Genomic DNA, 22,499 nt, shown 5'->3' with positions numbered 1-22,499 from the left:
TTTGCGCACCTGCGGCCATATGTGGCAATCAAAAAAGGATCTCGTAGTGATGCTCGCTCGCCCATCCCGTCGTCGTACCCACGTTCAGTCCTTCCAGCGTGATGCCTTGGAGCCAGCGCTGTGGCTGCTCAAGCCGTTGGCGCACGCGGTGGCGTTATGTCTGGTGGCGGGTAGCGCGCAAGCGCAGACGGCGTTCAGTTCGAGCTGGTTTGCCGCCAAGGGTGCGGCGCAGCAGGCCGCGGCTGCGCGTCCGAGCGTGGGTGGGCTGCCGGGTATGACACCGCCATTGGCCCAGCAGCAGAAGGCTAATGCGCAGTTGCAGCGCTCGATTCAGACCTTGAATAACACGGTCGCGGCGATTGCTGCGCAACAAGCGGCGCAGGCGGCCGGACGCGCTGCTGCGTTGGGCACGGTGCAGTTCGTGCCGGACGGTCTGGGCGAGGGCGGTTTGAAAGTCGATAACAGCCTGACCCAGGGTTGGCAGAACGCCAAGGGCCCGCAACAGACCCGGGCCGACGGCAAGACCACGGTGAAGATCGAGCAGACCGCCGACAAGGCGATCCTCAACTGGGAAACCTTCAACGTCGGCCGCAACACCACCGTTGAATTCGCCCAGCAGTCGAACTGGGCGGTGCTCAACCGGGTCAACGATCCGAATGCCCGGGCCAGCCAGATTCAGGGCCAGATCAAAGCCGACGGCACGGTGATGCTGATCAACCGTAATGGGATCGTGTTCAGCGGCAGCAGTCAGGTCAACGTGCGCAACCTGGTGGCCGCTGCCGCCAACATCACCGATATCCAGTTCCGTGATCGGGGTCTGTATTTCGACAGCACCGGCACTCAGCCGACGTTCACCGATGCCGCCGGCAAGGTGTTGGTGGAACGCGGTGCCTCCATCGACACCGACAAGCCGGCATCGTCTACCGCTGCCGGTGGTTATGCCTTGCTGCTCGGCAATGAAGTGCAGAACGACGGCAGCATCAACTCCGCCAAGGGCCAGACCGTGCTGGCCGCTGGTGACCGTTTCTACATCCGCAAGGGCTCGGGCACTGAGGGCAATGCGCTGTCCACCACATTCGGCAACGAAGTCATTCCCGGATTCAAGACCGGTGCCGTGGCGGGCAAAGTCACTAACAACGGACTGATCCAGTCGTCTACCGGCGACATCACCCTGACCGGTCACGAGGTCGTGCAAAACGGCGTATTGCTCGCCAGCACTTCACTGGCGACGCGGGGCACGATTCACCTGACCAACCCGAGCACCGACAGCACCGGCAACGTCACGCTGGGACAGGGCAGTGCCGCGGCGATCATGCTCGACAGCAGCGACCTGACCGCCCTCGACAGCCAGCATCAGGCCGCGCTGACGGGCGTCACGGCCAATAACCGGATCCGTGGCGACCAGTCGCGTATCGAGATTCAGAGCGGCGGCAGTGTCGAGTTCCAGAACGGCTCGATCACCCTGGCCACCGGCGGCCAGGTCGCGGTCAGCGCACAACGCCGCAGCCTGGTGCGCGACGGCGCGATGATCGATGTGTCCGGTGCCCTCGGCGTCAAAGTGGCAATGGAAAACAACAGCATCAAGATCAACGTGCAGGGTAACGAGCAGCGCGATGCCTCGGTCAACCGCGAGAAAGGCGCGCTCAACAGCAATGACATCTGGGTCGATGTGCGCGATCTGGTGTATGTGCCGGCCGGCACCAACGGCTACGCCACGGATCGCTGGTACACCGCCGGTGGCCTGTTGGAAGTCGGTGGTTATCTCGGCACTCAGGGCCACAGCGTCGGCGAATGGATGGCTCAGGGCGGCACGGTGAGTTTTGCCGGCAACGACGTGGTCACGGAAAAAGGTTCGTTGATCAACCTGTCCGGCGGCACCCTGGATGTGCAAAGCGGCGAGATTCGCCAGAGCTGGCTGCGTGGCGCCGACGGTAAGTTGTATGAAGTGTCGCGTGCTCCGGGGGACCTGCTCTACACCGGCCTGTACAAAGGCTATGAAGACAGCAGCCAACGCTGGGGCCAGACCAGTTATTACTACAGCCCGCTGATTGCCCCGCGTTCACGTTTCGAGTCGGGTTACACCGTGGGTCGTGACGCCGGACAACTGGTGATCGCCACGGCCAACGCCGTTCTCGACGGGCAAATGATCGGCGAGGTGTATCAGGGCGAACGGCAGAACCAGGCGCCGAAACCGGTGCTCGACGGCTATCAGCAGAGCCAGAGCGCGTTGGCCCGGCGTGCGCAGTTGATCGTCGGCAGTTACGACCCGACCTTCGTCGCGGCGTCGAATGGCCTGCTCTACACCCTCAATCCGACGCTGGGTCAGGTGCAGATTGGCGGCGAGCGCCCGGTTGCCGGAAATGATCCGGACCTCACCGGCGCGGTGTCCGATACCCGTAAGGGCAAGCTGTATCTTGATAACGATCAGCTCAGCGGGTTGCGCCTCGGTGCGCTCAAGGTTTCGGCCAAGGATCAGATCGCCATTGACGGTGCGCTTACGGTCGATAGCGGTGGCGACATTACCCTGTACGCCCCGGATGTTCAGATCGGCGCCGACCTGACTGCTCGCGGTGGCAGTCTGCGTCTGGGCAACGTACTCAATCAGTTCAATGGTGGCGCAAACACCGACACTCGCCTGGCGGCCCAAGCCGACAAAACCACGCAAACCCGCATCGTCGAGGGCGTGCATCTCGACACCCGAGGGCTGTGGAGCAACCTGCGCACCAACCCGGACGATAACGCCAGCCTCGCGTATCTGAACGGTGGCCTGATATCGATCCGCAGCAGCGGTGATATCGACGTCGCTGCCGGCAGCCTGCTCGACGTTTCTTCCGGTGGCGCCATACTCGCCAATGGCAAGACCCGGGGTGGCAAGGGTGGTGATCTGACGCTGGAGTCGAGCGCTATTTCCGCGCCGGGCACATCGCATCTGAACCTCGATGGCGAACTGCGCGGTTATGGCGTCACGGGCGGTGGCACCTTGACGGTGCAGGCCAACAGGATTCTCGTCGGCCAGACGGATAAAGCCCTGGCAGACAACACCCTGCAACTGTCCACCGATCTGTTCAGTAAGGGGTTCTCCGCCTACAACCTGATCGGTCTCAACGGGCTCGACGTTGCCGAAGGCGCCGCGATTGATGTGACCCTGCCGGTGTACCGTTTCGGTGATGCGGCACCCAACCAGGTCAGTGGCGTCGATCCGCGCACGGCGCTGGAGCTGTGGACACCGACGCTGTTCCAGGAAAACCCGACCAAGGGCGTGCTGACCCAACGCGCCGGCGCCAGCCTGACACTGCAAGGTGGCGCGACGCTGGTCGGTCTGATAGACGCGGCCAACAGCTCGCTGACCCTGGGCCGTGGCTCGCGCATCAGCGTCGACCCGGGGCAGAGCATCAAGCTGCGTGGTGCCGGGCAGATCACCGTCGATGGTGAACTGAATGCGTGGGGCGGCACGATCGATATTCGTCAGCAACAATTCGGCTCGATCCAGCCGGCCACTTCGATTCAAACGGCTGATCCGAGCGCACATGACCGCTCGATCTGGATCGGCGAGCAGGCCGTGCTGGATGTCGCCGGGCGTGCGAATACGGCGACCGACACCCTGGGCCGCACTTACGGGCAGGTCGGCAAGGGCGGCAGCCTCATCATCGGCGGCGAGATCGATGCGAAGCTGGCAACCGCCACGGCTGCCGATGCCTACGTGATTGTGCGTCCGGGCGCGCGGCTGGATGCCTCGGGCACCGAGGCTGTTCTGGATATCGCCGGTCAAGGCCCGACGCGTATCGCAACGGACGGCGGGCGCATCAGTTTGAGTTCCTATAACGGTCTTTTCGTTGAAGGCAACTTGCGTGCGGCGGCGGGTGGCGTCGGGGCGGCCGGTGGTCGTCTGGAACTGGCGCTGGAGACGCCGTTGTATTCCGATTCGGCGAGCAACGCGGTGCGCTCGCCGAGGGAAATGATCATTGGTCAAGCGGCAGAAAACGAGCTGCTGCCCGCGAACCTGCAACCCGGCGAAGGCGCCGATGGCTTGCGTTACGGTCAGGCCCGCTTGAGTGCCGATGGCTTGATGACGGGCGGTTTCGACAATCTCAGCCTGCTGAGCAACGGTCTGTTGTCGTTTGACGGTGACGTCAATCTGCGCATGAATCAGAGCCTCAGTCTCTTCGCCGCAGCGCTGTCTCTCGCCGAGGATTCCAAAGGCTCGGCACGGGTTGATTTGAGTGCTCCATACCTGCGTCTGTCAGGGGTGGGCACCTACTTCGCCGGCTTCAACATGATGCGTCCACGGCTGCTCCCTGGCCCGACGGCCCGATCGTCCGATGCGACGTTCAATGCCAGCGCGAACCTGTTGGATGTGAGCAATGGCCTGTCGTTCGGGGTGCAGGGTTCGATCCTGCAACGGCAGGCGCCGGCCGTTGAATACAGCCGTCGGGCTTTCGGTCTGGTGAGCCTCGACAGCAGCGGCGACCTGCGCTTCCTCGCGCCGAATGATGGTGCGGAGAAAACCAGGCTGTGGACGCCGGGCGACTTGAACCTCGGTGCGGCGCAGATCTATCCCGCCACCGGCATTCAGGCTGAGGTGCGTGCCGGTTATCAGGGCGCCGTCCCGGTTTCCGAACACACCTTGCGGATCAGCGGCCACGGCGCGGCACCGACTGCGGTGCCGTATTCGGCATTCGGAAAGCTGATTTTTTCCGCCGCGTACATCGAACAGGGCGGTGTCTTGCGTGCACCGCTGGGCAAGATCGTATTGGGTGACGATTTGCTCAGCACCACTCAGGAGGTTCGTCTTCTGCCGGGCAGTCTGACTTCGGTCAGCGGTGCCGGTCTGGTCATGCCGTACGGTGGCACCACGGACGGTATCGACTATCGCTATAACGGCAAATCCGTGGTGCTCAACGGCATCTCCGGCGAAACATCAGGCGTGTCGATCGGCACGCAGTTCGCCGATGTGCAAAGCGGTGCGGTCATCGACCTGTCCGGCGGTGGCGATCTGCGTGGCGCCGGTTTCGTGTCCGGTCGCGGGGGTTCCACCGATGCACGTTTCAACCCGCTGGTGCGCACTGCGACTGACGGCACCTTCAGCCTGCCGGGGCTGGCGAGCAACCCGGTGTATGCCATCGTGCCCGGCAACCAGAGCAGCTACGCGCCGATGCTGGCCGAAGCGGGTGCGGGCGATCCGCGCATTGGCCAGCAGATCACTATTGGCGCCGGTGTGCCGGGGTTGGCGGCGGGTACTTACACACTGTTGCCGTCAACGTTTGCCCTGATGCCTGGTGCGTTCCGGGTTGAGGTAAACGGTCAGGCAGCACCCGGCGTGACAACGGGGGCGTTGCCACTGCGCAATGGTTCATGGACCAGCAGCGGGCAGATGTCGATTGCCAATACCGGCCTGCGTGACAGCCTGGCCAGTCAGTTGATTCTCACGTCAGCCGATGTGTTGCGTCGTTACTCGCAGTACAACGAAACCGGTTTCTCTCAATTCATCCAGAGCGACGCCGCCCGGCGCGGTGTGCCGCGTGCGCTGGCACCCATGGACGGCAAGACACTGGATCTGCGCCTGGCCTCCGGCGGCAAGCAAGACATCGCTTTGCAGTTCAACGGGCGCACGCTGTTCGAGGCTGCCGAGGGCGGCATGGCCGGCACAGCGGTGGTACGTGGCGGCAACGCCGGGAGCAGCTTCGAGATACTGGGTGCGGGCCGTGCATCGACACCGGGTTTCAACGGTGTGTCGCTGTACGCCGACACGCTCAACAGCCTCAACGCGGGGCGGCTGACCATCGGTGCGATGCCGAATGTCTTGTACAACACGACCGCTAACATCATCGGCTTCCTGGGCGCGAGTGAAAGTATTGTCTTGCGTGAAGGAGCGATTCTATCCGCGCCGCAAGTCTTGCTGCGCACCACGTCAACGCTTGGCGGGATCACCGTCGAGGCGGGGGGCGGGATCAATACGCTGGGCCGTGGCAACGTGGCATACGACTCGCTGGCCGGTTACGTTTATGAGCCGAAAGGCTCCAGCCTGCTGCTGGTTTCCAACGGTTGGGCGCAGGTACTGGCACCGGAACGGGCCAGTGGAATCAGCGGCGCGGGCAGCATCCGGATCGGCACTTGCGCAGCGAGTGCGTGCAACAATCCGGCCCTGCTGTATTCGAACGGCAGTATCACGGCCGCTACGGATAACCAGTTCGAACTCGGTGAAGCGGTGCGTTTCGGCACCCGTCATCTGGCATTGTCGGTCGGCTCGGTCAATACCGGCAGCGCCGAAGCACTTGCAGCGGCGGGCAGCCGCGTGCCCGCCGGCCTCACGCTCAACCAGAACGTACTCGACCGCTTGCTGCGCGGTGATACGCAGTTTGCCGCGCCGGCCCTGGAAACCCTGAGCCTGACCACTCGCGACGCCTTCAATTTCTACGGCAGCGTGAGCCTCGACACGATCGATCCGCAGACCGGCCAAAGCAAACTGCAGAACTTGGTGCTGGTTACCCCGGCGATCTACGGTCTGGGCGATGCCAACGATGTGGCGAGCATCCGCACGGCCAACCTGATTTGGAACGGCGCGACGCAAAGCGCCGGCAGCGTCATTACCGGTGGCGCCGGTACGGGCAGCGGCACGCTAGACATTCAGGCCCAGCGGATCGAGCTGGGTTACGGCCCGATGCCTCAGGCCAGCGGACTGGATCAGAACAATCGTCTGGCGCTGGGTTTTGCCAACGTCAACCTGAGCGCCAGCGAGCGCATCACCGCCAATCACAAGGGCAGCCTGGCGGTGTATCAGGAGCAGGGCGCCTACGATCCGCTCAAGGGTTACAGCTACAGTGGCGGCAATCTGAACCTGCGCACGCCGTTGCTCACCGGTGAGGCGGCATCAGTCAGTCTGCTCAAGGCCGGCAACAGCCTCACGCTCAGTGGCGCTGGCGCTGCCGGGGTGGCGAATGCCTTGGGTGCGGAGTTGCATCTTGAAGCCCGCGATGTCGTGCTCGACAGCCGTATCGCCTTGGCCAGCGGCAAGCTGACCGTCAAGTCCGAGGGCGATTTGACCCTCGGTGGCAATTCCGTGCTGGACATGGCCGGACGGACCTTGCCGTTCAACGATGTCAGCAAATACAGCTGGGGCGGCGACGTCTCGCTGTACAGCGCCAACGGCAATATCCGTCAGGCTGCGGGCTCGCGGATCGATCTGTCGGCGAACAACAATCAGGCCGGTAACCTCAGCGTCGTCGCTCTGGCCGATGCGGCCGGGATGGTCGATCTGCAAGGCGAGATTGTCGGCGGCAGCAGCGGTTACTACGACGCCGGGGGCACGTTGGTGCCGTACAAGGCCGGTGGCGTGGACATTCGCGCGCAGCGCCTGGGAGGTGACGCCACCGAGCAATTCGCCGCGCTCAATCAGCGTCTGAACGCCGGGCAGGTGTACGGCAGCCGCAGCCTGCAACTCAAGCAAGGCAATCTGGTGATCGGCGACGGTCTCAAGGCCGGCGAAATCAATGTATCGGTGGACAATGGCAGCCTGACGGCGACCGGTCTGATCGATGCCAGTGGCGAACGTGTCGGCAGCATTCGTCTGTCGGCGAAAAATGGCCTGACCCTGGCAGGCAACAGCGTGCTCGATGCCCATGGTCGCGTACTGCGGGTCGACAGCTACGGCGAGATCATCGATGCGCCGAACCGCGCCACGGTCGAACTGAGTTCCGGCGATGGTTTGCTCACGCTGGGCAACGGCGCGCGGATCGACCTGCGCCACGGCACCGATGCCGTGCCCGGTTTCCTTGCCGGGCAACACGATGGAATGCTGCGCGGCACGCTGGAGCTGAACGCGCCACGCCTGGGCAGCAATGACATCGCCATCGACGCCAGCGGTGCGTTGACTATTCAGGGCGCACGATCCATCGGTCTCAACGGTTTGCGCCGCTATACCGATGCCCGCGATGGCGTCGATCCGGCGGTCAGTGGCCGAGCGTATCAAGTCATCGATCAAGCCATGCTCGAACGCATTCATGGCGACAGCAGCAACTTTATCAACGCTGCACTGGGCAACAACGATCTGCTGCAACGCAAGCTCGCCGGGTTGAATAACGCCACTTACGCCGATGCATTCCATCTGCGCCCGGGCGTGGAGATCGCCAGCAAGACTGCCGACGGTGATCTGGTGGTGGAGGGCGATCTGGATTTGTCCGGTTATCGCTATGCCAGCCTCAATCCGCACACGCAGTTGAGCCCCTCCGTATATGGTTTCGGGGAAGCGGGCAGCCTGGTGATTCGTGCCGGTGGCAACCTCGATATTTACGGCAGCATCAACGACGGGTTCGCGCCGCCACCGGAAACCCAGGATGACGCCGGGTGGAAACTGATTGCCGGTGTGCAGCCGTTCGGCGGCGATCTGATCGTGCCGGGCAGTGGAGTGACGCTGGCCGAGGGCACGCAGTTTCCGCTGGGGGCGACACTCAATTACGACGTGATGATTCAACCAGCGGTTCTGGCCAGTGGCACGTTGCTGCCGACTCAAGCTGTGCTGAACGAGGCGTATACCTTCAGCGCCGGCACCGTGCTGGCGGGGGCGATCCACGACAGCAACGGTCATCTGCTGTACGCCGCCGGTACGCTGCTCAGCGACAGCGTGACATTGCCTGCCGACACACGCCTGGGTGCCGGCATCCGTTTGAACAAGGCCACCGCCCTGCAAGCGATGAACTGGCCCAAGGGTGTGCCGTTGCCCAGCGTTTACGATGCAGATCTGACGACCTCCTCCGGGGTGAAATTAAAGGGCGAACTGGCCTTGCTGCGCGGTTCGCTGATTCCGTCGATGACCGATGTGAAGCTCGCCGAAGGCACTTCGCTGATCGAGTTGCGGCCGTTCAACGGCACACAACAGGGCAAGAACTGGGCGGTGGCCAGCATGCTGCCGTCGGGCAGTGCGTCGTGGTCGATGCGCGTGGTCGCCGGTGCAGATCTGGCTGCGGCCGATAGTCGTGCGGTCAAACCGCTGACCCCGGAAGGCAATCTGCGGCTGGCGGACAGTCATTACGGCGTCAACATCACCACGGCGGCGGGCAAGCTGGTCTGGGCTCCGGATAATCCCTTCTTTACGCCCTACGAGCCGGTCCCTGATGACATGCTCGAGTACTGCCAGCAGATTGCCGACTTGTGCGTACCCATGGCCCGTTGGGTCTGGGCGCCAGGCAGTGGAATGGGGCCGGACTACGAACCGGTTCCCGAGGAGGCCCAATTCATTTGTGATCTGCAGCCGGAACTGTGCATCGGCAACAATCCCGGGAAAACGGCCAAGGCCCATATGCAGATGTTCAGTGTTCTGCGCACCGGCACGGGTGATCTCGACCTGATCGCCGCCGGCAATCTGAGCATGGATTCACCGTTCGGCGTATACACCGCCGGCACCCAATCAACGAATATCGATCCGCTCTATAACCTGCCGCGCGGGCATCTTTCGGATAACGATTCGGTGTTGGGTACGGCCGGTGCCGCTTATGAAAAATGGGTCGACGGCGGCAGCGACAGCCTCTATCAGGCCTGGTATCCGCAGATGGGCGGCAACCTGACAATCAATGCCGGTGGCTCGGTTTCCGGTGATTCGGTCGGGACGAAAGCCCAATCGACAGCGAGCGGGTTCCGCGAGCAGATGGCCAGTGTGGCAGTGGGCAACTGGCTGTGGCGTCAAGGCACGGGAAACCCGGATGTGCCCACGGCCTGGTGGATCAACTTCGGCAGTTATTCCACCCAAATGAACTCAGATCGGGTGATCAACACTGAACCCTACCTGGTGGGTTTCACCGGTTTCGGTACCTTGGGCGGTGGCAATATCAGCCTGCGGGCTGGTGGTGATGCCGGCATGCTCAAACCGCTAGGCGATGCCGTTAACTACCCGCGCGGTCAGGGGCTGATCGTCGCGGTAGGCAGCACCGGTCGAGTCGCCAGCGATGGCAGCGTGCAGATGACCGGTGGTGGTGACATGGACATTCGTATCGGCGGCACGCTCAACCCTTCGCTGCAAGCGCGGGCCGGAGAAACCGGCTTCGGCCAACCGAATCATGATCTGCAGGGCGCGCTGATCAACCTGCGCGGCGCGGCACACATGACGGGTGGAGCACTCGGCGGCATCAACCTGCAGTACGGCGCCGGCGCTGTGTTCAATGATCTTCGGGAAACCCGCGCACTTGATCCGTTTACCTCGACCACCGGTAGTGCTTCCGGAGGCGTGGTGCTGATTCCGGGTGACTCGGGCATGAGCCTGAGCAGCCGCGGTGATCTGGTGTTGGGCGGTGCCGCGGATCCTGGGCGAGTGAGTCTGATGAACGCCAGCCCGATCATGGCGGCCGACGCAAGCGTTGAGCAGGGCGGTATCCTCAGTGGCTTTTCATTGTGGACTGACCACACGGCAATCGATCTGTTCTCGGCTGGCGGGAACCTGACGCCGGGCACACAGATAGCAGAATTCAGTACATCCAACGGCCTGATCACGGGCCGCAATACCTCGCCTACCGACGGCCGATTTGTCTACCCATCGATTCTGCGCGCGGTGGCGGGCCAAGGGTCCGTTTATGCAGGGCCATCCGCGACATTCATTGGCGTAAACAACTACCCGCTGCAAGGTTACTCACTGCTTCTGGCGCCGTCGAAGTCGGGGCAGCTTGAACTGCTGGCAGGTGACTCTATCTACGCCGGTGGCTATGCGATCAACCAGTCGGGGGCCAGCCCGATGGCCGTGGCTACCCCGTTCAACCCGGCATTCAATGCTTACACCAACAGCAACGCCGGAAAACCGCTGCGCACCAACTACAGCGACGATGGCGTGGCGGCAGAGGGCAACGTGCGATATCCGCTGTTTGCCTATGGTCCCAACACCTACTCGGGATCGAACGACGTACAGGGGCCGGCGCGATTCTATGCGCTGACGGGGGACCTGGTGGGCATTCGCAGTGGCGAAACGTTGAGCTTTTCCACTTCCAGACGCACCTGGTACGAAGCGGCGGGGCCTGTGTGGATGATCGCCGGACGCGACATCGTTGCCTCTGGCACTGCCCTGGGGCAGCCTGCGGCCGTGCCGACAGTGGAAATGAGTAGCGGCAAGGAGGACATTTTTTCCACCGGCAACCTGTTCGTCCACAATGACCTGCGAGATGTATCGCGCGTCTCGGCGGGCCGCGACATTCTCTACAGCAGCTTCGATATCGCCGGACCTGGAACGCTGGACATTAATGCCGGGCGCAACATCCTGATGGAAAATCGCGCCAGCATTACCAGCCTCGGCGCGATAGTGGCCGGGGATTCGCGGCCTGGCGCCAGCGTGGTATTGCAGGCGGGCGTGGGCGCGCAGGGGCCGGATTACACAAGGTTCATCGCGCGTTACCTGACCCCGCAGAACCTTGCTGACCCGAATGCCTCTCTCAACGGCCAGCCGGGCAAAGTGGTCAAGACCTACCTCGACGAGTTGCAGAGCTGGCTGACGCTCGGCTACGGCTTCAGCGGCAACGCAGAGCAGGCACAGGCGTTCTATACCGCGCTGCCAAGTGCCGAGCAGGCGATCTTTGCGCGCCAGGTGTACTTCGCCGAACTGCGCGCCGGCGGCCTGGAATACAACGACGCTGACGGTCCGCGCAAAGGCAGTTATGTGCGCGGTCGCAACGCCATTGCCGCACTGTTCCCGAGCACCGATGTGGCGGGCAATCCGCTCCGTTACGACGGCGACATCACGCTCTACGGTGGTGCCGGGGTCAAGACCCTGTTCGGCGGCGATATCCAGATGCTCACGCCGGGCGGCGGTCAGGTGTTCGGCATCGAAGGCGCAGCACCACCGTCCACCGCCGGGATTATCACCCAGGGTTCGGGCAACATTCAGCTCTACTCGCAGGGCAGCATTCTGCTCGGCCAGAGCCGGATCATGACCACCTTCGGCGGCTCGATCCTCGGCTGGTCGGCCGAGGGCGACATTAACGCCGGTCGCGGCTCGAAAACCACCGTGGTCTACACCCCGCCGAAACGGGTTTACGACACTTGGGGCAATGTAACCCTGTCGCCTTCGGTGCCGAGCACCGGTGCGGGTATCGCCACCCTTAACCCGATTGCCGAAGTGGCGCCGGGAGACATCGACCTGATCGCGCCGCTGGGCACCATTGATGCGGGCGAGGCGGGCATTCGCGTCTCGGGCAACGTCAACATCGCCGCGCTGACCGTGGTCAACGCCGCCAACATCGCCGTGCAAGGCAAGACCAGTGGCGTACCGGTGGTGGCTGCGGTGAACACCGGGGCGATCACCTCGGCCAGTTCGGCGGCATCTTCGGCAACCCAGGCCGCTGAGGACGTGGCGCGTCAGCAGCAAGCAGCGGCGCGGCAGAACCAGGCGTCGGTGTTCACCGTGCAGGTGCTGAGCTTCGGCAACGAACAACTGGCGCCGAGCCGTGATGGTGCCAGTCGTGCGCCGGCGCCGGGTTACAACCCGAATAGCCCGGTGCAGGTACTGGGTGCCGGCGCGCTGGATGAACAGGCCAAGCAGCAGTTGACCGAGGAGGAGCGGGGGCAACTGACGCTGTAAAAGACTCTCGTGTAGTACGCTTCGGGCGGCCTTTTGGCCGCCCTTTTTTTATGTTGATGAGGTTCGTGGGTATTGTCGTCGGGTGTGGACTAACGTCAGTATTTTGATGCGCCTGTTCACTCGATAGACCAGCAGATAGTTCGGATTGACCACCATTTCCCGAGTGCCTGGCACTCGACCGGCCCGGTAACCATAGGGGATTGATGAAAGCCTTTGCGTTGCTGCACCAACCTTGTGCTGTAGAGCCACGGAAGCGTTGGAATTGTATTGTTCAACGTAATCGATAATGTCAGCCAGATCGTTCAGAGCTTGAGCGCTCCATTCAAGCAGCAGCGCGGCGCTTCCTGCGCATCTCTTCCAGCATCTGGTCAAGCATTGCCATAGCTTCATCATGGGGAATGCCAGGGCTGGGGTCATCGAGTGCCTCCTGTACCTTGGCACGAAACCAGCGATCGTAGCTCTCTGCCTCTTCTTCGGATTCGAAGTCAGAGTAAAACGGGGAAAGTAATAAGCTCATAGTGATCACCGTGATCAATCTCAGCAGTTTAAGTGGGAATGGCCCATTGTCGTCACTGGCAGACGATGTACCCCATGAGCTCTCGAAGAACCATGGGATGACGAAGCCCAGTATCTGCAAGCGCCCCTTTGGAGTCTGCCGGACGTTTCCCTCCGTTGTCCGGCAATCTCGACCGCCGTTGTAGGCCTATTCCTCCACTCTGTTTTTCAGGTTTCCAGCCTACAAATCCGCGCGCACCTTCCTACAAATGCACTCAGAACGCATACGGAATACTCACCTTCGCCCACAACATTTCCCCCTCCGGCCGGTTCTCCACGTCAAACTCCTTGGCCCAGCGAATCTCCGCGCTGGCGTACTTGAGAAAGGTGAAATGCAGCGCCGGGCCAATCGCGAAGACTTTGCCGCGCACGCCGTCATCCACATCCTGCCCGGCGAATTGCACGGTGTGGCCGTACTGTTTGTCGTCGGTGGTCTGCTTGAGGTAATAGCCGTTAAGGCCGAGCATCACATCGTCGGTGATCTTGTAGCTGGCGGAGTAATCGAAGTGGAAGATCTGCCCGGACTTGTAGTCGGTGTCCTTGTTCTTCTCGTTGAAGCTGTAAGTGGTCTTCATCGACACTTCGGTCTTGTCGGTCGGCAGCCAGGTGAAGGAGAACAGCGGCTTGTAGGTGTAGAAATTGTTGCTGGTGTTGGCCAGCCGATCGACGCTGTATTCGCCGGTGGGCACCGTGATCTCCACGGCAGCACCCAGGGTCAGGTTCTTGCCCATGTCCCACAGGATGATCGGCGCGATGGTGGTGTCGCCCATGCCTTCGCGGGTATCGCTGAGACCGAATACCGAGACTTCCTGCTTGAGCCAGGGCTGGGCGATGTAGCCGGCCAGGCGTCCGCCGAACACGCGCACCGGGCTCAGGTAATCAATACGCGGGATCACCGCCGTGGATTCGATTTCGACATTCGGCACCTTGCCGCCCAACGAGCTGATGTTGAGCTTGGTCGACTTGTAATGGTTGTAGTAGAGGTTGAACGCGACCATGTTCTGCGGAAGGCTGTCGACTTCCAGCGGCAGCATGAAAAATCCGTCGGTGCCGGGGCCGATGTTGTCGACGCCGGCTTCGGTGGCCAGGGCCGGCAGGCACGCGGTGCATCCGAGCAAAGTCAGTGCCAGACGCAAGGGGAAAGTGGCGCGGTTCGGGCTCATGGCTGTCCTCATTATTATTGTGGTGGGACGTAGCGCCGGTACGCAGAACGTCCGGCACCATAGAAATAAGCGCTTGGCGCCCGACGGGGCAGGGTATTGGCGGACAGTTAGGGGGACTTCTGCGGACAGTCGGCCAACCCTGTGCTAACTTCCTTCGACATAACCGGTTACAAAAATAACAATCAAGCGTGATCCGGAATGTCAGCCCCCATGAACGTAAAAGTCCAAGACCCCACTTTTGAATTGGCGCTGGTTTCGCCGTTTCTCCTGCAAACCCTCGCTGAAGTCGTGCACAACAAAGGCATCGACCCCGAAAGCCTGTGTCGTGGCCTGGGTTTCACCCTCGAAGATCTGCAGGATCCGGCGCAGCGGATTTCCTACCGCCAGGCCGTGGCGATGATTCAACGGGCGCTCAAAGTGCTGCCCAATCAGGGCCTGGGGCTGTGGGTCGGCGCGCAGAATGTGTTGGGTACGCTGGGGCTGCTCGGGCATGTGCTGTCGCTGTGCAAGACCTTGCGCGATGCCTTTGCCCTCGGCATTCGCCATCAGCACACCTCCGGCGGAATCGTGGTGTCCAGCGTCGACATGGTCGGTGATCGGGTGCACCTCGACGCCGAGTGCCGCTTGCCGTTTGCCGACGTGCAGGTGTTCGCCGTTGAAGAGTTTTTCGCCAGCCTGCTGGTATATGGCCGGGCCTTGGCCGGAGTTGATTTCAAGCCGATCGCCGTGGAGTTCGTGCATGCCGCGCCGGATTACTTGAGCGAATATCACCGCCTGCTCGGACCGGACGTACGCTTCGGCTGTCTGCACAATCGCATGCTGATCGATGCCCGGTGGCTGGACGTCAACCTGCCCAATCACCATTCGCTGGCGCTGCGTCAGGCGGTTGCGTTGCTGGAGCTGGAAGCGGCGCAGGTGCATCAGAAACTCGATCTGATTCAAGCAGTGGAGCGGGCGATTGCCCGGGACCTGAGCCGGGGCAGCCATATCGAAAAAATCGCCGGCGACCTGAACATGAGCGGTCGCACCTTGCGCCGCCGTTTGACCGAGCATGCGCTGACCTTTGAAGCGCTGCTGGAACAGGTACGTCAGGCGCGGACCATGAGTCTGCTGGCCAATCCGGACATGCCCATCGAGCGGATTACCGAAGAAGTCGGCTACAGCGACGTGCGCAGTTTTCGCCGGGCGTTCAAGCGCTGGACCGGGATGAGCCCGAGTGCGTGGCGGCATGACACGAACCCTCACCCCAGCCCTCTCCCGGAGGGAGAGGGGGCCGACCGAGGTGTGTCGCGTCATACATCGACCTGAAAGATTTTTGTCGATTATGGATTCGGTACATCATTTTCAAGTCGGCATATCTCTACAGCTTCCCCCGTTCAGTTCCCTCTCCCTCTGGGAGAGGGTTAGGGTGAGGGGTTTTTAGCATTCTCCAAACCCACACAAACCCTCCGGCCACAGGTAAACTCCCGCGCACTTTCCCAAGGAGTTCACATGAGTTACTACCAGCCGGGCATTCTCGCCACCCCTGTTCCTGCGCAAGCACGTCACCTGTTTTTTGCCCTTGCGTCGGTTGAAGCACTGCCGCAGGCGATCGACAACCTGATGAATCTGGTGGACGGCAAGTCGGCTGTGATCGGTTTCGGTGAATCCCTGACCAAAGCCCTGAACGTGCAAATCGACGGTCTGCGCAGCTTTCCGGCCATGAGCGGCGTCGGCGTGGAAAACCCGTCGACCCAGCACGCACTGTGGGTCTGGCTGCACGGGGTCGACCGTGGCGAGCTGCTCAATCGCAGCCACGCTTTCGAAGCTGCGCTGGCCCCGGCGCTGCGCCTGGTAGACATGCAGGAAGCCTTCCGCCACAAGGACGGCCATGACCTGACGGGCTACGAAGACGGCACCGAAAACCCGCACGATGACGCCGCGATTGCCGCCGCGTTGCTGGGCGAGGGCGCTGATGGTCTGGTCGGAGGCAGCTTCGCCGCGATCCAGCAGTGGCAGCACGACCTCAAGGGTTTCCATAAGCTGTCCGCCGAAGACAAGGACAACATCATGGGCCGTCGCCTCAGCGACAACGAAGAGATCGATGACGCGCCAGTCTCCGCCCACGTCAAACGCACCGCCCAGGAAAGCTTCGCCCCCGAAGCGTTCGTCGTGCGCCGTTCGATGCCATGGATCGACGGTGATCGCGCCGGCCTGATGTTCCTCGCCTTCGGTTTTTCGCTGGACGCCTTCGAGGCCCAACTGCGGCGTATGAGCGGTCTGGAAGACGGCATCACTGACGGTCTGTATCGCATCAGCCGGCCGATCACCGGCGGCTACTACTGGTGCCCGCCCATCAAGGACGGCCACCTCGATCTGCGCGCGTTGCGCATCGGCTGAGTGTTTCAAACACAGGGAGTTGACCATGGACGTGGTGCGTTGGGGCATGATCGGTTGCGGCAGCGTCACTGAACGCAAGAGCGGGCCGGCCTTCTACAAGGCGCCCGGCTCGGCGCTGGTGGCGGTGATGGGCCGACGCCTTGAAGCGGTGAACGATTACGCCGCGCGCCACGGCATCGCCCGGGTCTACACCGATGTCGATGCGCTGATCAACGACCCCGAGGTGGACGCGGTGTACATCGCCACGCCCCCCGACAGCCACTACGCCTACAGCCTGAAAGTCGCCGCCGCCGGCAAGCACTGCTGTGTCGAGAAACCGATGGCGCTCAACGCCGGACAAAGCCGCGAAATGCAGCAGGCGTTTGCCGACGCCGGTCTGCACTTGTTCGTGTCGTACTACCGCCGTTCGTTGCCGCGCTTTGCCCAGGTTCGGCAATGGCTGGCGCAGGGCCGCATCGGCGAGGTGCGGCACCTGAGCTGGACGCTGACCAAAGCCCCCTCGGCGGCGGATCTGGACGGCAGCGCCAACTGGCGAACCGACCCGAGCGTGGCCGGTGGCGGCTACTTTGCCGACCTGGCCAGCCATGGTTTCGACCTGTTCCAGTACCTGCTCGGCGATATCGTCGAGGTCGCTGGCTTTACTGCGCGCCAGGCCGGGTTATATGCGGCGGAAGATGCGGTCAGCGCCAGTTGGCGGTTCGCCTCCGGAGCGCTGGGCATGGGTTGCTGGAGCTTTGTGGCGGATCGGCGCGAGGATCGGGTGCAGATTATCGGCAGTCAGGGCCGGATCGCGTTCTCCGTATTTGACGAGCATCCGGTGCAGCTGTTCGCCGATGAGCAGATCAGCCTGGAAATCCCCCATCACGAGCACATTCAGTGGCATCACGTGCTGGGCATGAATGCGCATATTCGTGGTGGTTCGCAGCATCCGGCCGTCGCCGAACAAGCCCTCAAAACCGATTGGGTGATGGACCAGATCCTCAAACGGCACTGATCCTCCAGACCACAACACCATTTCCTTGTGGGAGGGGGCTTGCTCCCGAAGAGGCCGGCATTGCTGGTATTTCCATCGCCTGACACACCGCCTTCGGGAGCAAGCCCCCTCCCACAAGGGTCTGTGTGTTGTCGTGTCTAAGGTTATGCCCAAACAATATTTCTCAAGCTTGTCATAACGTCTCTAAGATCACGTCATAACTCGTTATAACAAGTGATCCCTGATGACCGATAATGTCCTGTCCCTCAGTAGCGTCCCGCTGCACACCCAGCTGCGCGATGTCCTGCGCGCACGCATTCTTGATGGCGAATACCCGCAAGACAGCCAGATGCCGTCCGAAAGTGAGCTCGGCACGCTGTTCAAAGTCAGCCGCATCACCGTGCGCCAGGCGCTGGGTGATCTGCAGAAAGAAGGGCTGATCTTCAAGATCCACGGCAAGGGCACCTTCGTCGCCAAGCCGAAAACCTTTCAGAACGTCAGCAGCCTGCAAGGCCTCGCCGAGTCCATGACCGGGCGCGGCTACGAGGTGATCAACCGCCTGCGCAGTTTCAAATTCATCCCCGCCGACAAACGTGTCGCCGAGCGCTTGCAGGTGGCCGAAGGCGAGACCGTGGCGCAGATCAAACGCGTACGCCTGATCAACCGCGACCCGATCTCGCTGGAAATCACCTACCTGCCCAAAGCCGTCGGCGAACGGCTGGAGAAGGCCGATCTGGTGACTCGCGACATCTTCCTGATTCTGGAAAACGACTGCGGCATCGCCCTCGGCCACGCCGATCTGGCGATCGACGCGGTGCTGGCCGACAGCGATTTGACCCAGGCGCTGAACGTCGAGGCCGGCTCGCCGATCATGCGCATCGAACGTCTGACCCACGACGCCAACGGCCAGCCGCTGGACTTCGAACACCTTTACTACCGTGGCGATGCGTTCCAGTACCGCCTGCGGATCGACCGGCAAAAAGGGGCGTGACATGACCCGCAAGACCTTGGAACAGGAATACGACATCGTCGTGATCGGCGGCGGCACTGCCGGCCCGATGGCGGCGATCAAGGCCAAAGAGAAGAACCGCGACTTGCGCGTATTGTTGGTCGACAAGGCCAACGTCAAACGCAGCGGCGCGATCAGCATGGGTATGGACGGCCTGAACAACGCGATCATCCCCGGGCACTCGACGCCGGAGCAGTACACCAAGGAAATCACCATCGCCAACGACGGCATCGTCAATCAGGCGGCGGTGTACGCCTATGCCACTCATAGCTTCGAGACCATCGAGCAACTGGATCGCTGGGGCGTGAAGTTCGAGAAGGACGAGACCGGCGATTACGCGGTGAAAAAAGTCCACCACATGGGCGCCTACGTGCTGCCGATGCCGGAAGGGCACGACATCAAGAAAGTCCTTTACCGGCAGTTGAAACGCGCGCGGGTGAGCATCACCAACCGGCTGGTCTGCACCCGTTTGCTCACCGACGAGGAGGGCGCGGTCAACGGGGTGATGGGCTTCGATTGCCGCAGCGCTGACTTCCATGTGATCAAGGCCAAAGCGGTGATCCTCGCGTGCGGCGCGGCCGGTCGCCTCGGTCTGCCGTCCTCGGGTTACCTGATGGGCACCTATGAAAATCCGACCAACGCCGGCGACGGCTACGCCATGGCCTATCACGCCGGGGCCGAGCTGGCCAACCTCGAATGCTTCCAGATCAACCCGTTGATCAAGGACTACAACGGCCCGGCCTGCGCCTATGTGACCGGCCCGCTCGGCGGCTACACCGCCAACAACAAGGGCGAACGCTTCATCGAGTGCGACTACTGGAGCGGGCAGATGATGTGGGAGTTCCACCAGGAACTGGAAAGCGGCAATGGCCCGGTGTTTCTCAAACTCGATCACCTGGCCGAGGAAACCATCCAGAACATCGAAGAGATCTTGCACAGTAACGAGCGCCCGAGTCGTGGTCAGTTCCACGCCAATCGCGGCACCGATTACCGCACGCAGATGGTCGAGATGCACATCTCGGAGATCGGTTTTTGCAGCGGCCATTCGGCGTCCGGGGTGTGGGTCAACGAGCGGGCCGAGACCTCGGTGAAAGGCTTGTACTCGGCGGGTGACATGGCTGCGGTGCCGCACAACTACATGCTCGGTGCGTTCACCTACGGCTGGTTCGCCGGGCACAACGCGGCGGATTTTGTCGCCGGGCGCGAGTTCTCGACGCTGGATGCCGCGCAGATCGAGAAAGAACAAGCGCGGGTCTACGCGCCGCTGGATCGCGAACAGGGTCTGCCGCCGGCACAGGTCGAGTACAAGCTGCGGCGCTTCGTCAACGACTACCTGCAACCGCCGAAAGTGACCAAAAAAATGCAGATCGGCTTGCAGCGTTTCAGCGACATCGAACGCGACCTCGATCAGATGAAGGCCAACAACGCCCACGAACTGATGCGCGCGATGGAAACCAGCGTGATCCGCGATTGCGCGGAAATGGCTGCGCGCGCCTCGCTGTTCCGCGCCGAGAGCCGCTGGGGCCTGTACCACTACCGCGTCGATCACCCGCAGCGCAACGACAGCGAGTGGTTCTGCCATTGCCATCTGAAGAAGGGTGAAGACGGCCGCATGACCAGTTTCAAGAAACCCGTCGAGCCGTACATCATCCCGCTCGATGCCGAAGAAATGCAGGCTTACGACCGCTTGCGGGTGGGCGCGTTCGCCGCTTGATGCATCACCAGAGAGAGTCCGAACCATGGCCTATCAAGCCCAGGAAATCTTCTTCCGCTCCAACGCCCCGGTCACCGTGGACGAGGACAAATGCATCGCCGAAAAGGGCTGCACCGTGTGCGTCGATGTCTGCCCGATGGACCTGCTGGCGATCAACCCGGCCACACAGAAGGCCTACATGGCGTTCGATGAATGCTGGTACTGCATGCCGTGTGAGAAGGATTGTCCGACTGGCGCCGTCAAAGTCGACATCCCTTATCTCCTGCGCTGAACCCTTTCCCCTGTAGGAGTGAGCCTGCTCGCGATAGCGGTGTGTCAGACAACACATCGACATCCAATACACCGCTATCGCGAGCAGGCTCACTCCTACAGAGATCTACGACACCCTAAAGCTACCCGGAAACCCCGGACGCTAATTTACAGACCCCCTCGTTTCCCACCGCGCCCTGATCGCGGCGGAGACGAACATCCAATAAATGATTCGAGGGGAAACACTCATGTTGCGTGCAGCAATCGCCGGTCTGGTACTGGCTTCATTCACCCTGTCGGCCTCGGCCGAAACCATCCGCATCGCCATCGGCACCCAGGACACCACCATCAATTGCGCCGCCGGCGGCCTGTTGATTCGTGAACTCGGCCTGCTCGACAAATACCTGCCGCACGACGGCGCCTACAAAGACGCGAAATACGACGTGCAGTGGAAGAATTTCACCAGCGGTGCGCCGCTGACCAACGAGATGGTCGCCGGCAAACTCGACTTCGGCGCCATGGCCGATTTCCCCGGCGCGTTCAACGGGGTGGCGTTCGAAACCGCCGGCAAGCACAGCCTGTTCATCAGTGTGTTGTCGGGCAGCATCAAGGGCAGCGGCAACGGCATCGTGGTGCCGAGCGCGTCCGGGGTGCAGGCGCTGAGCGAACTCAAGGGCAAAACCATCTCGGTGCCATTCGCTTCGACCGCCCACGGCATGTTGCTGCGCGCGGTGGCGGAGCAGGGTTGGGACCCACTCAAAGACGTCAACATCATCGCTCAGCCACCGGAAGTCGCAGGCTCTGCATTGCAGGCCGGCAAGATCGACGCTCACGCCGATTTCGTGCCGTTCGCCGAACTGTTCCCCAGCCGTGGTTTCGCCCGCAAGATTTACGACGGCGCCCAGGCCAACGCGCCGACTTTCCACGGTGCACTGGTGGATCAGGCCTACGCGAAACAGTACCCGGAAATCGTCGTCGCCTACCTGCGGGCGAGCATCGAGGCCAATCAGTTGCTGGCTGCTGAGCCTGAGAAGTACAGCGAGCTGATCGCCAAAGTCACCGGCGTCGATGCCGAGGTCAACTACCTGTTCCACGGCCCGCTTGGCGTGCAGACCCGTGACCTGAGCTGGAAGCCGGAATACCGTCAGGCGGTGGGCACGGCGATCGACACCCTGAAGCTGCTGAAGAAGGCCGATCGCGGCCTCGACCTCAACACCTTCGTCGACGATCAGTACATCCGCACCGCCTTCAAGGCTTCGAATCTGGACTACACCGCGCAACTCGCCAACTACGCGCAAACGCCGTTGAAAGCGCTGGATGCAGCGACCGGCAAAGCCATCACCGACTTCAGCCACGTCGCCGAAATCTGGGTGCGCGGTGAAGACAAGGTGCGCCAGTACGCCTCCGCCGAATCGGCCTTCACCGCGTTGGCCGCTCTGAAACACGACGGCAAAAACATCCGCGCGGTGTATGCCCAGGCCAGTGACAGCGGGATCAAATTGCTCGCCGATCAGGCGTGGTTCGCCAGCGATGCCAAGGGCCGCTTGAGCGCGTTTCTGCTCAAGGGCCAGGCCCAGCAATATGCGGCGGCGCAGGGTGGCAAGGTCTTCGACTTTACCGACGCCACGACCCAGGCCGTGGCTGCCCGCTAATTGAAGATCAAAAACTCACCCTCACCCTAGCCGTCTCCCGGAGGGAGAGGGGACTGAACGAGGTGTTTGCGGGAGCTAAGCCGACCTGAAATATCGAGCCGAACTCAGTTTTTGAAAATCATGAATATCTGCTCGCTATCGAGCCGAACCGAGATTTTGAAAGGCTTGAAGATCTGCTCCCTTTCCCCCTCGCCCCCCTGGGGGAGAGGGCTGGGGTGAGGGGGGCGATCTCAACCATCACACCGCTCCAAACATGGA

At 62.0% G+C, this 22,499-nt stretch carries 11 protein-coding genes; 8 read left to right on the top strand and 3 right to left on the bottom strand.

Annotated features, from left to right (window positions below; all coding sequences use genetic code 11):
- Positions 1–49 precede the first annotated feature (49 nt).
- Complete coding sequence (locus tag E3Z29_RS18590) at positions 50–12,547, top strand: filamentous haemagglutinin family protein (RefSeq protein WP_134786564.1); 12,498 nt, start codon at positions 50–52, stop codon at positions 12,545–12,547.
- A gap of 48 nt (positions 12,548–12,595) precedes the next feature.
- Here the strand turns inward: E3Z29_RS18590 and E3Z29_RS18585 are convergent, their stop codons facing one another.
- The 3 genes from E3Z29_RS18585 to E3Z29_RS18575 all read right to left on the bottom strand — a co-directional run bounded on the left by E3Z29_RS18585 (position 12,596) and on the right by E3Z29_RS18575 (position 14,265).
- On the bottom strand, positions 12,596–12,937 hold the full coding sequence (locus tag E3Z29_RS18585; RefSeq protein WP_134787595.1) for a type II toxin-antitoxin system RelE/ParE family toxin: 342 nt from the start codon (positions 12,935–12,937) through the stop codon (positions 12,596–12,598).
- Positions 12,870–13,064: a stability determinant gene (locus E3Z29_RS18580; RefSeq protein WP_095136765.1), complete on the bottom strand. Its 195-nt coding sequence runs from the start codon at positions 13,062–13,064 to the stop codon at positions 12,870–12,872. Before E3Z29_RS18580 ends, E3Z29_RS18585 begins: the two co-directional genes overlap by 68 nt.
- A gap of 253 nt (positions 13,065–13,317) precedes the next feature.
- Entirely contained in the window at positions 13,318–14,265 is a 948-nt protein-coding gene (locus tag E3Z29_RS18575; RefSeq protein ID WP_134786563.1) for a transporter, read from the bottom strand.
- A gap of 210 nt (positions 14,266–14,475) precedes the next feature.
- Here E3Z29_RS18575 and E3Z29_RS18570 point away from each other — a divergent pair, with 210 nt between their 5' ends.
- From E3Z29_RS18570 to E3Z29_RS18535, 7 genes are all read left to right on the top strand, one after another.
- Positions 14,476–15,573 carry an AraC family transcriptional regulator gene (locus E3Z29_RS18570; RefSeq protein WP_134786562.1) on the top strand — a complete coding sequence of 366 codons (1,098 nt, stop codon included), beginning with the start codon at positions 14,476–14,478 and terminating at the stop codon, positions 15,571–15,573.
- Between the two features lie 183 nt (positions 15,574–15,756).
- The gene (locus E3Z29_RS18565; RefSeq protein WP_134786561.1) at positions 15,757–16,644 is read left to right on the top strand and encodes a Dyp-type peroxidase; all 888 of its coding nucleotides are present in this window, start codon (positions 15,757–15,759) and stop codon (positions 16,642–16,644) included.
- A gap of 25 nt (positions 16,645–16,669) precedes the next feature.
- Positions 16,670–17,638 (top strand): Gfo/Idh/MocA family protein, encoded by a 969-nt coding sequence (locus E3Z29_RS18560; RefSeq protein WP_134786560.1) that lies wholly within the window; start codon positions 16,670–16,672, stop codon positions 17,636–17,638.
- Positions 17,639–17,861: 223 nt separating this feature from the next.
- A complete protein-coding gene (locus E3Z29_RS18555) occupies positions 17,862–18,608 on the top strand; it encodes a GntR family transcriptional regulator (RefSeq protein WP_134786559.1) in 747 nt (248 codons plus the stop codon).
- A gap of 1 nt (position 18,609) precedes the next feature.
- Entirely contained in the window at positions 18,610–20,340 is a 1,731-nt protein-coding gene (locus tag E3Z29_RS18550) for a fumarate reductase/succinate dehydrogenase flavoprotein subunit (protein ID WP_134786558.1), read from the top strand.
- Between the two features lie 25 nt (positions 20,341–20,365).
- The gene (locus E3Z29_RS18545) at positions 20,366–20,611 is read left to right on the top strand and encodes a ferredoxin family protein (RefSeq protein WP_003225615.1); all 246 of its coding nucleotides are present in this window, start codon (positions 20,366–20,368) and stop codon (positions 20,609–20,611) included.
- Between the two features lie 205 nt (positions 20,612–20,816).
- Entirely contained in the window at positions 20,817–22,241 is a 1,425-nt protein-coding gene (locus tag E3Z29_RS18535; RefSeq protein ID WP_177416195.1) for an ABC transporter substrate-binding protein, read from the top strand.
- The last annotated feature ends 258 nt before the right edge of the window (positions 22,242–22,499 follow it).

The sequence above is a fragment of the Pseudomonas sp. S150 genome, from assembly GCF_004526365.1.
GTDB classification, from domain to species: domain Bacteria; phylum Pseudomonadota; class Gammaproteobacteria; order Pseudomonadales; family Pseudomonadaceae; genus Aquipseudomonas; species Aquipseudomonas putida_A.
The sequence above is the reverse complement of the archived record's forward strand: the minus strand, read 5'-3'. Positions and strand labels throughout refer to the sequence as shown.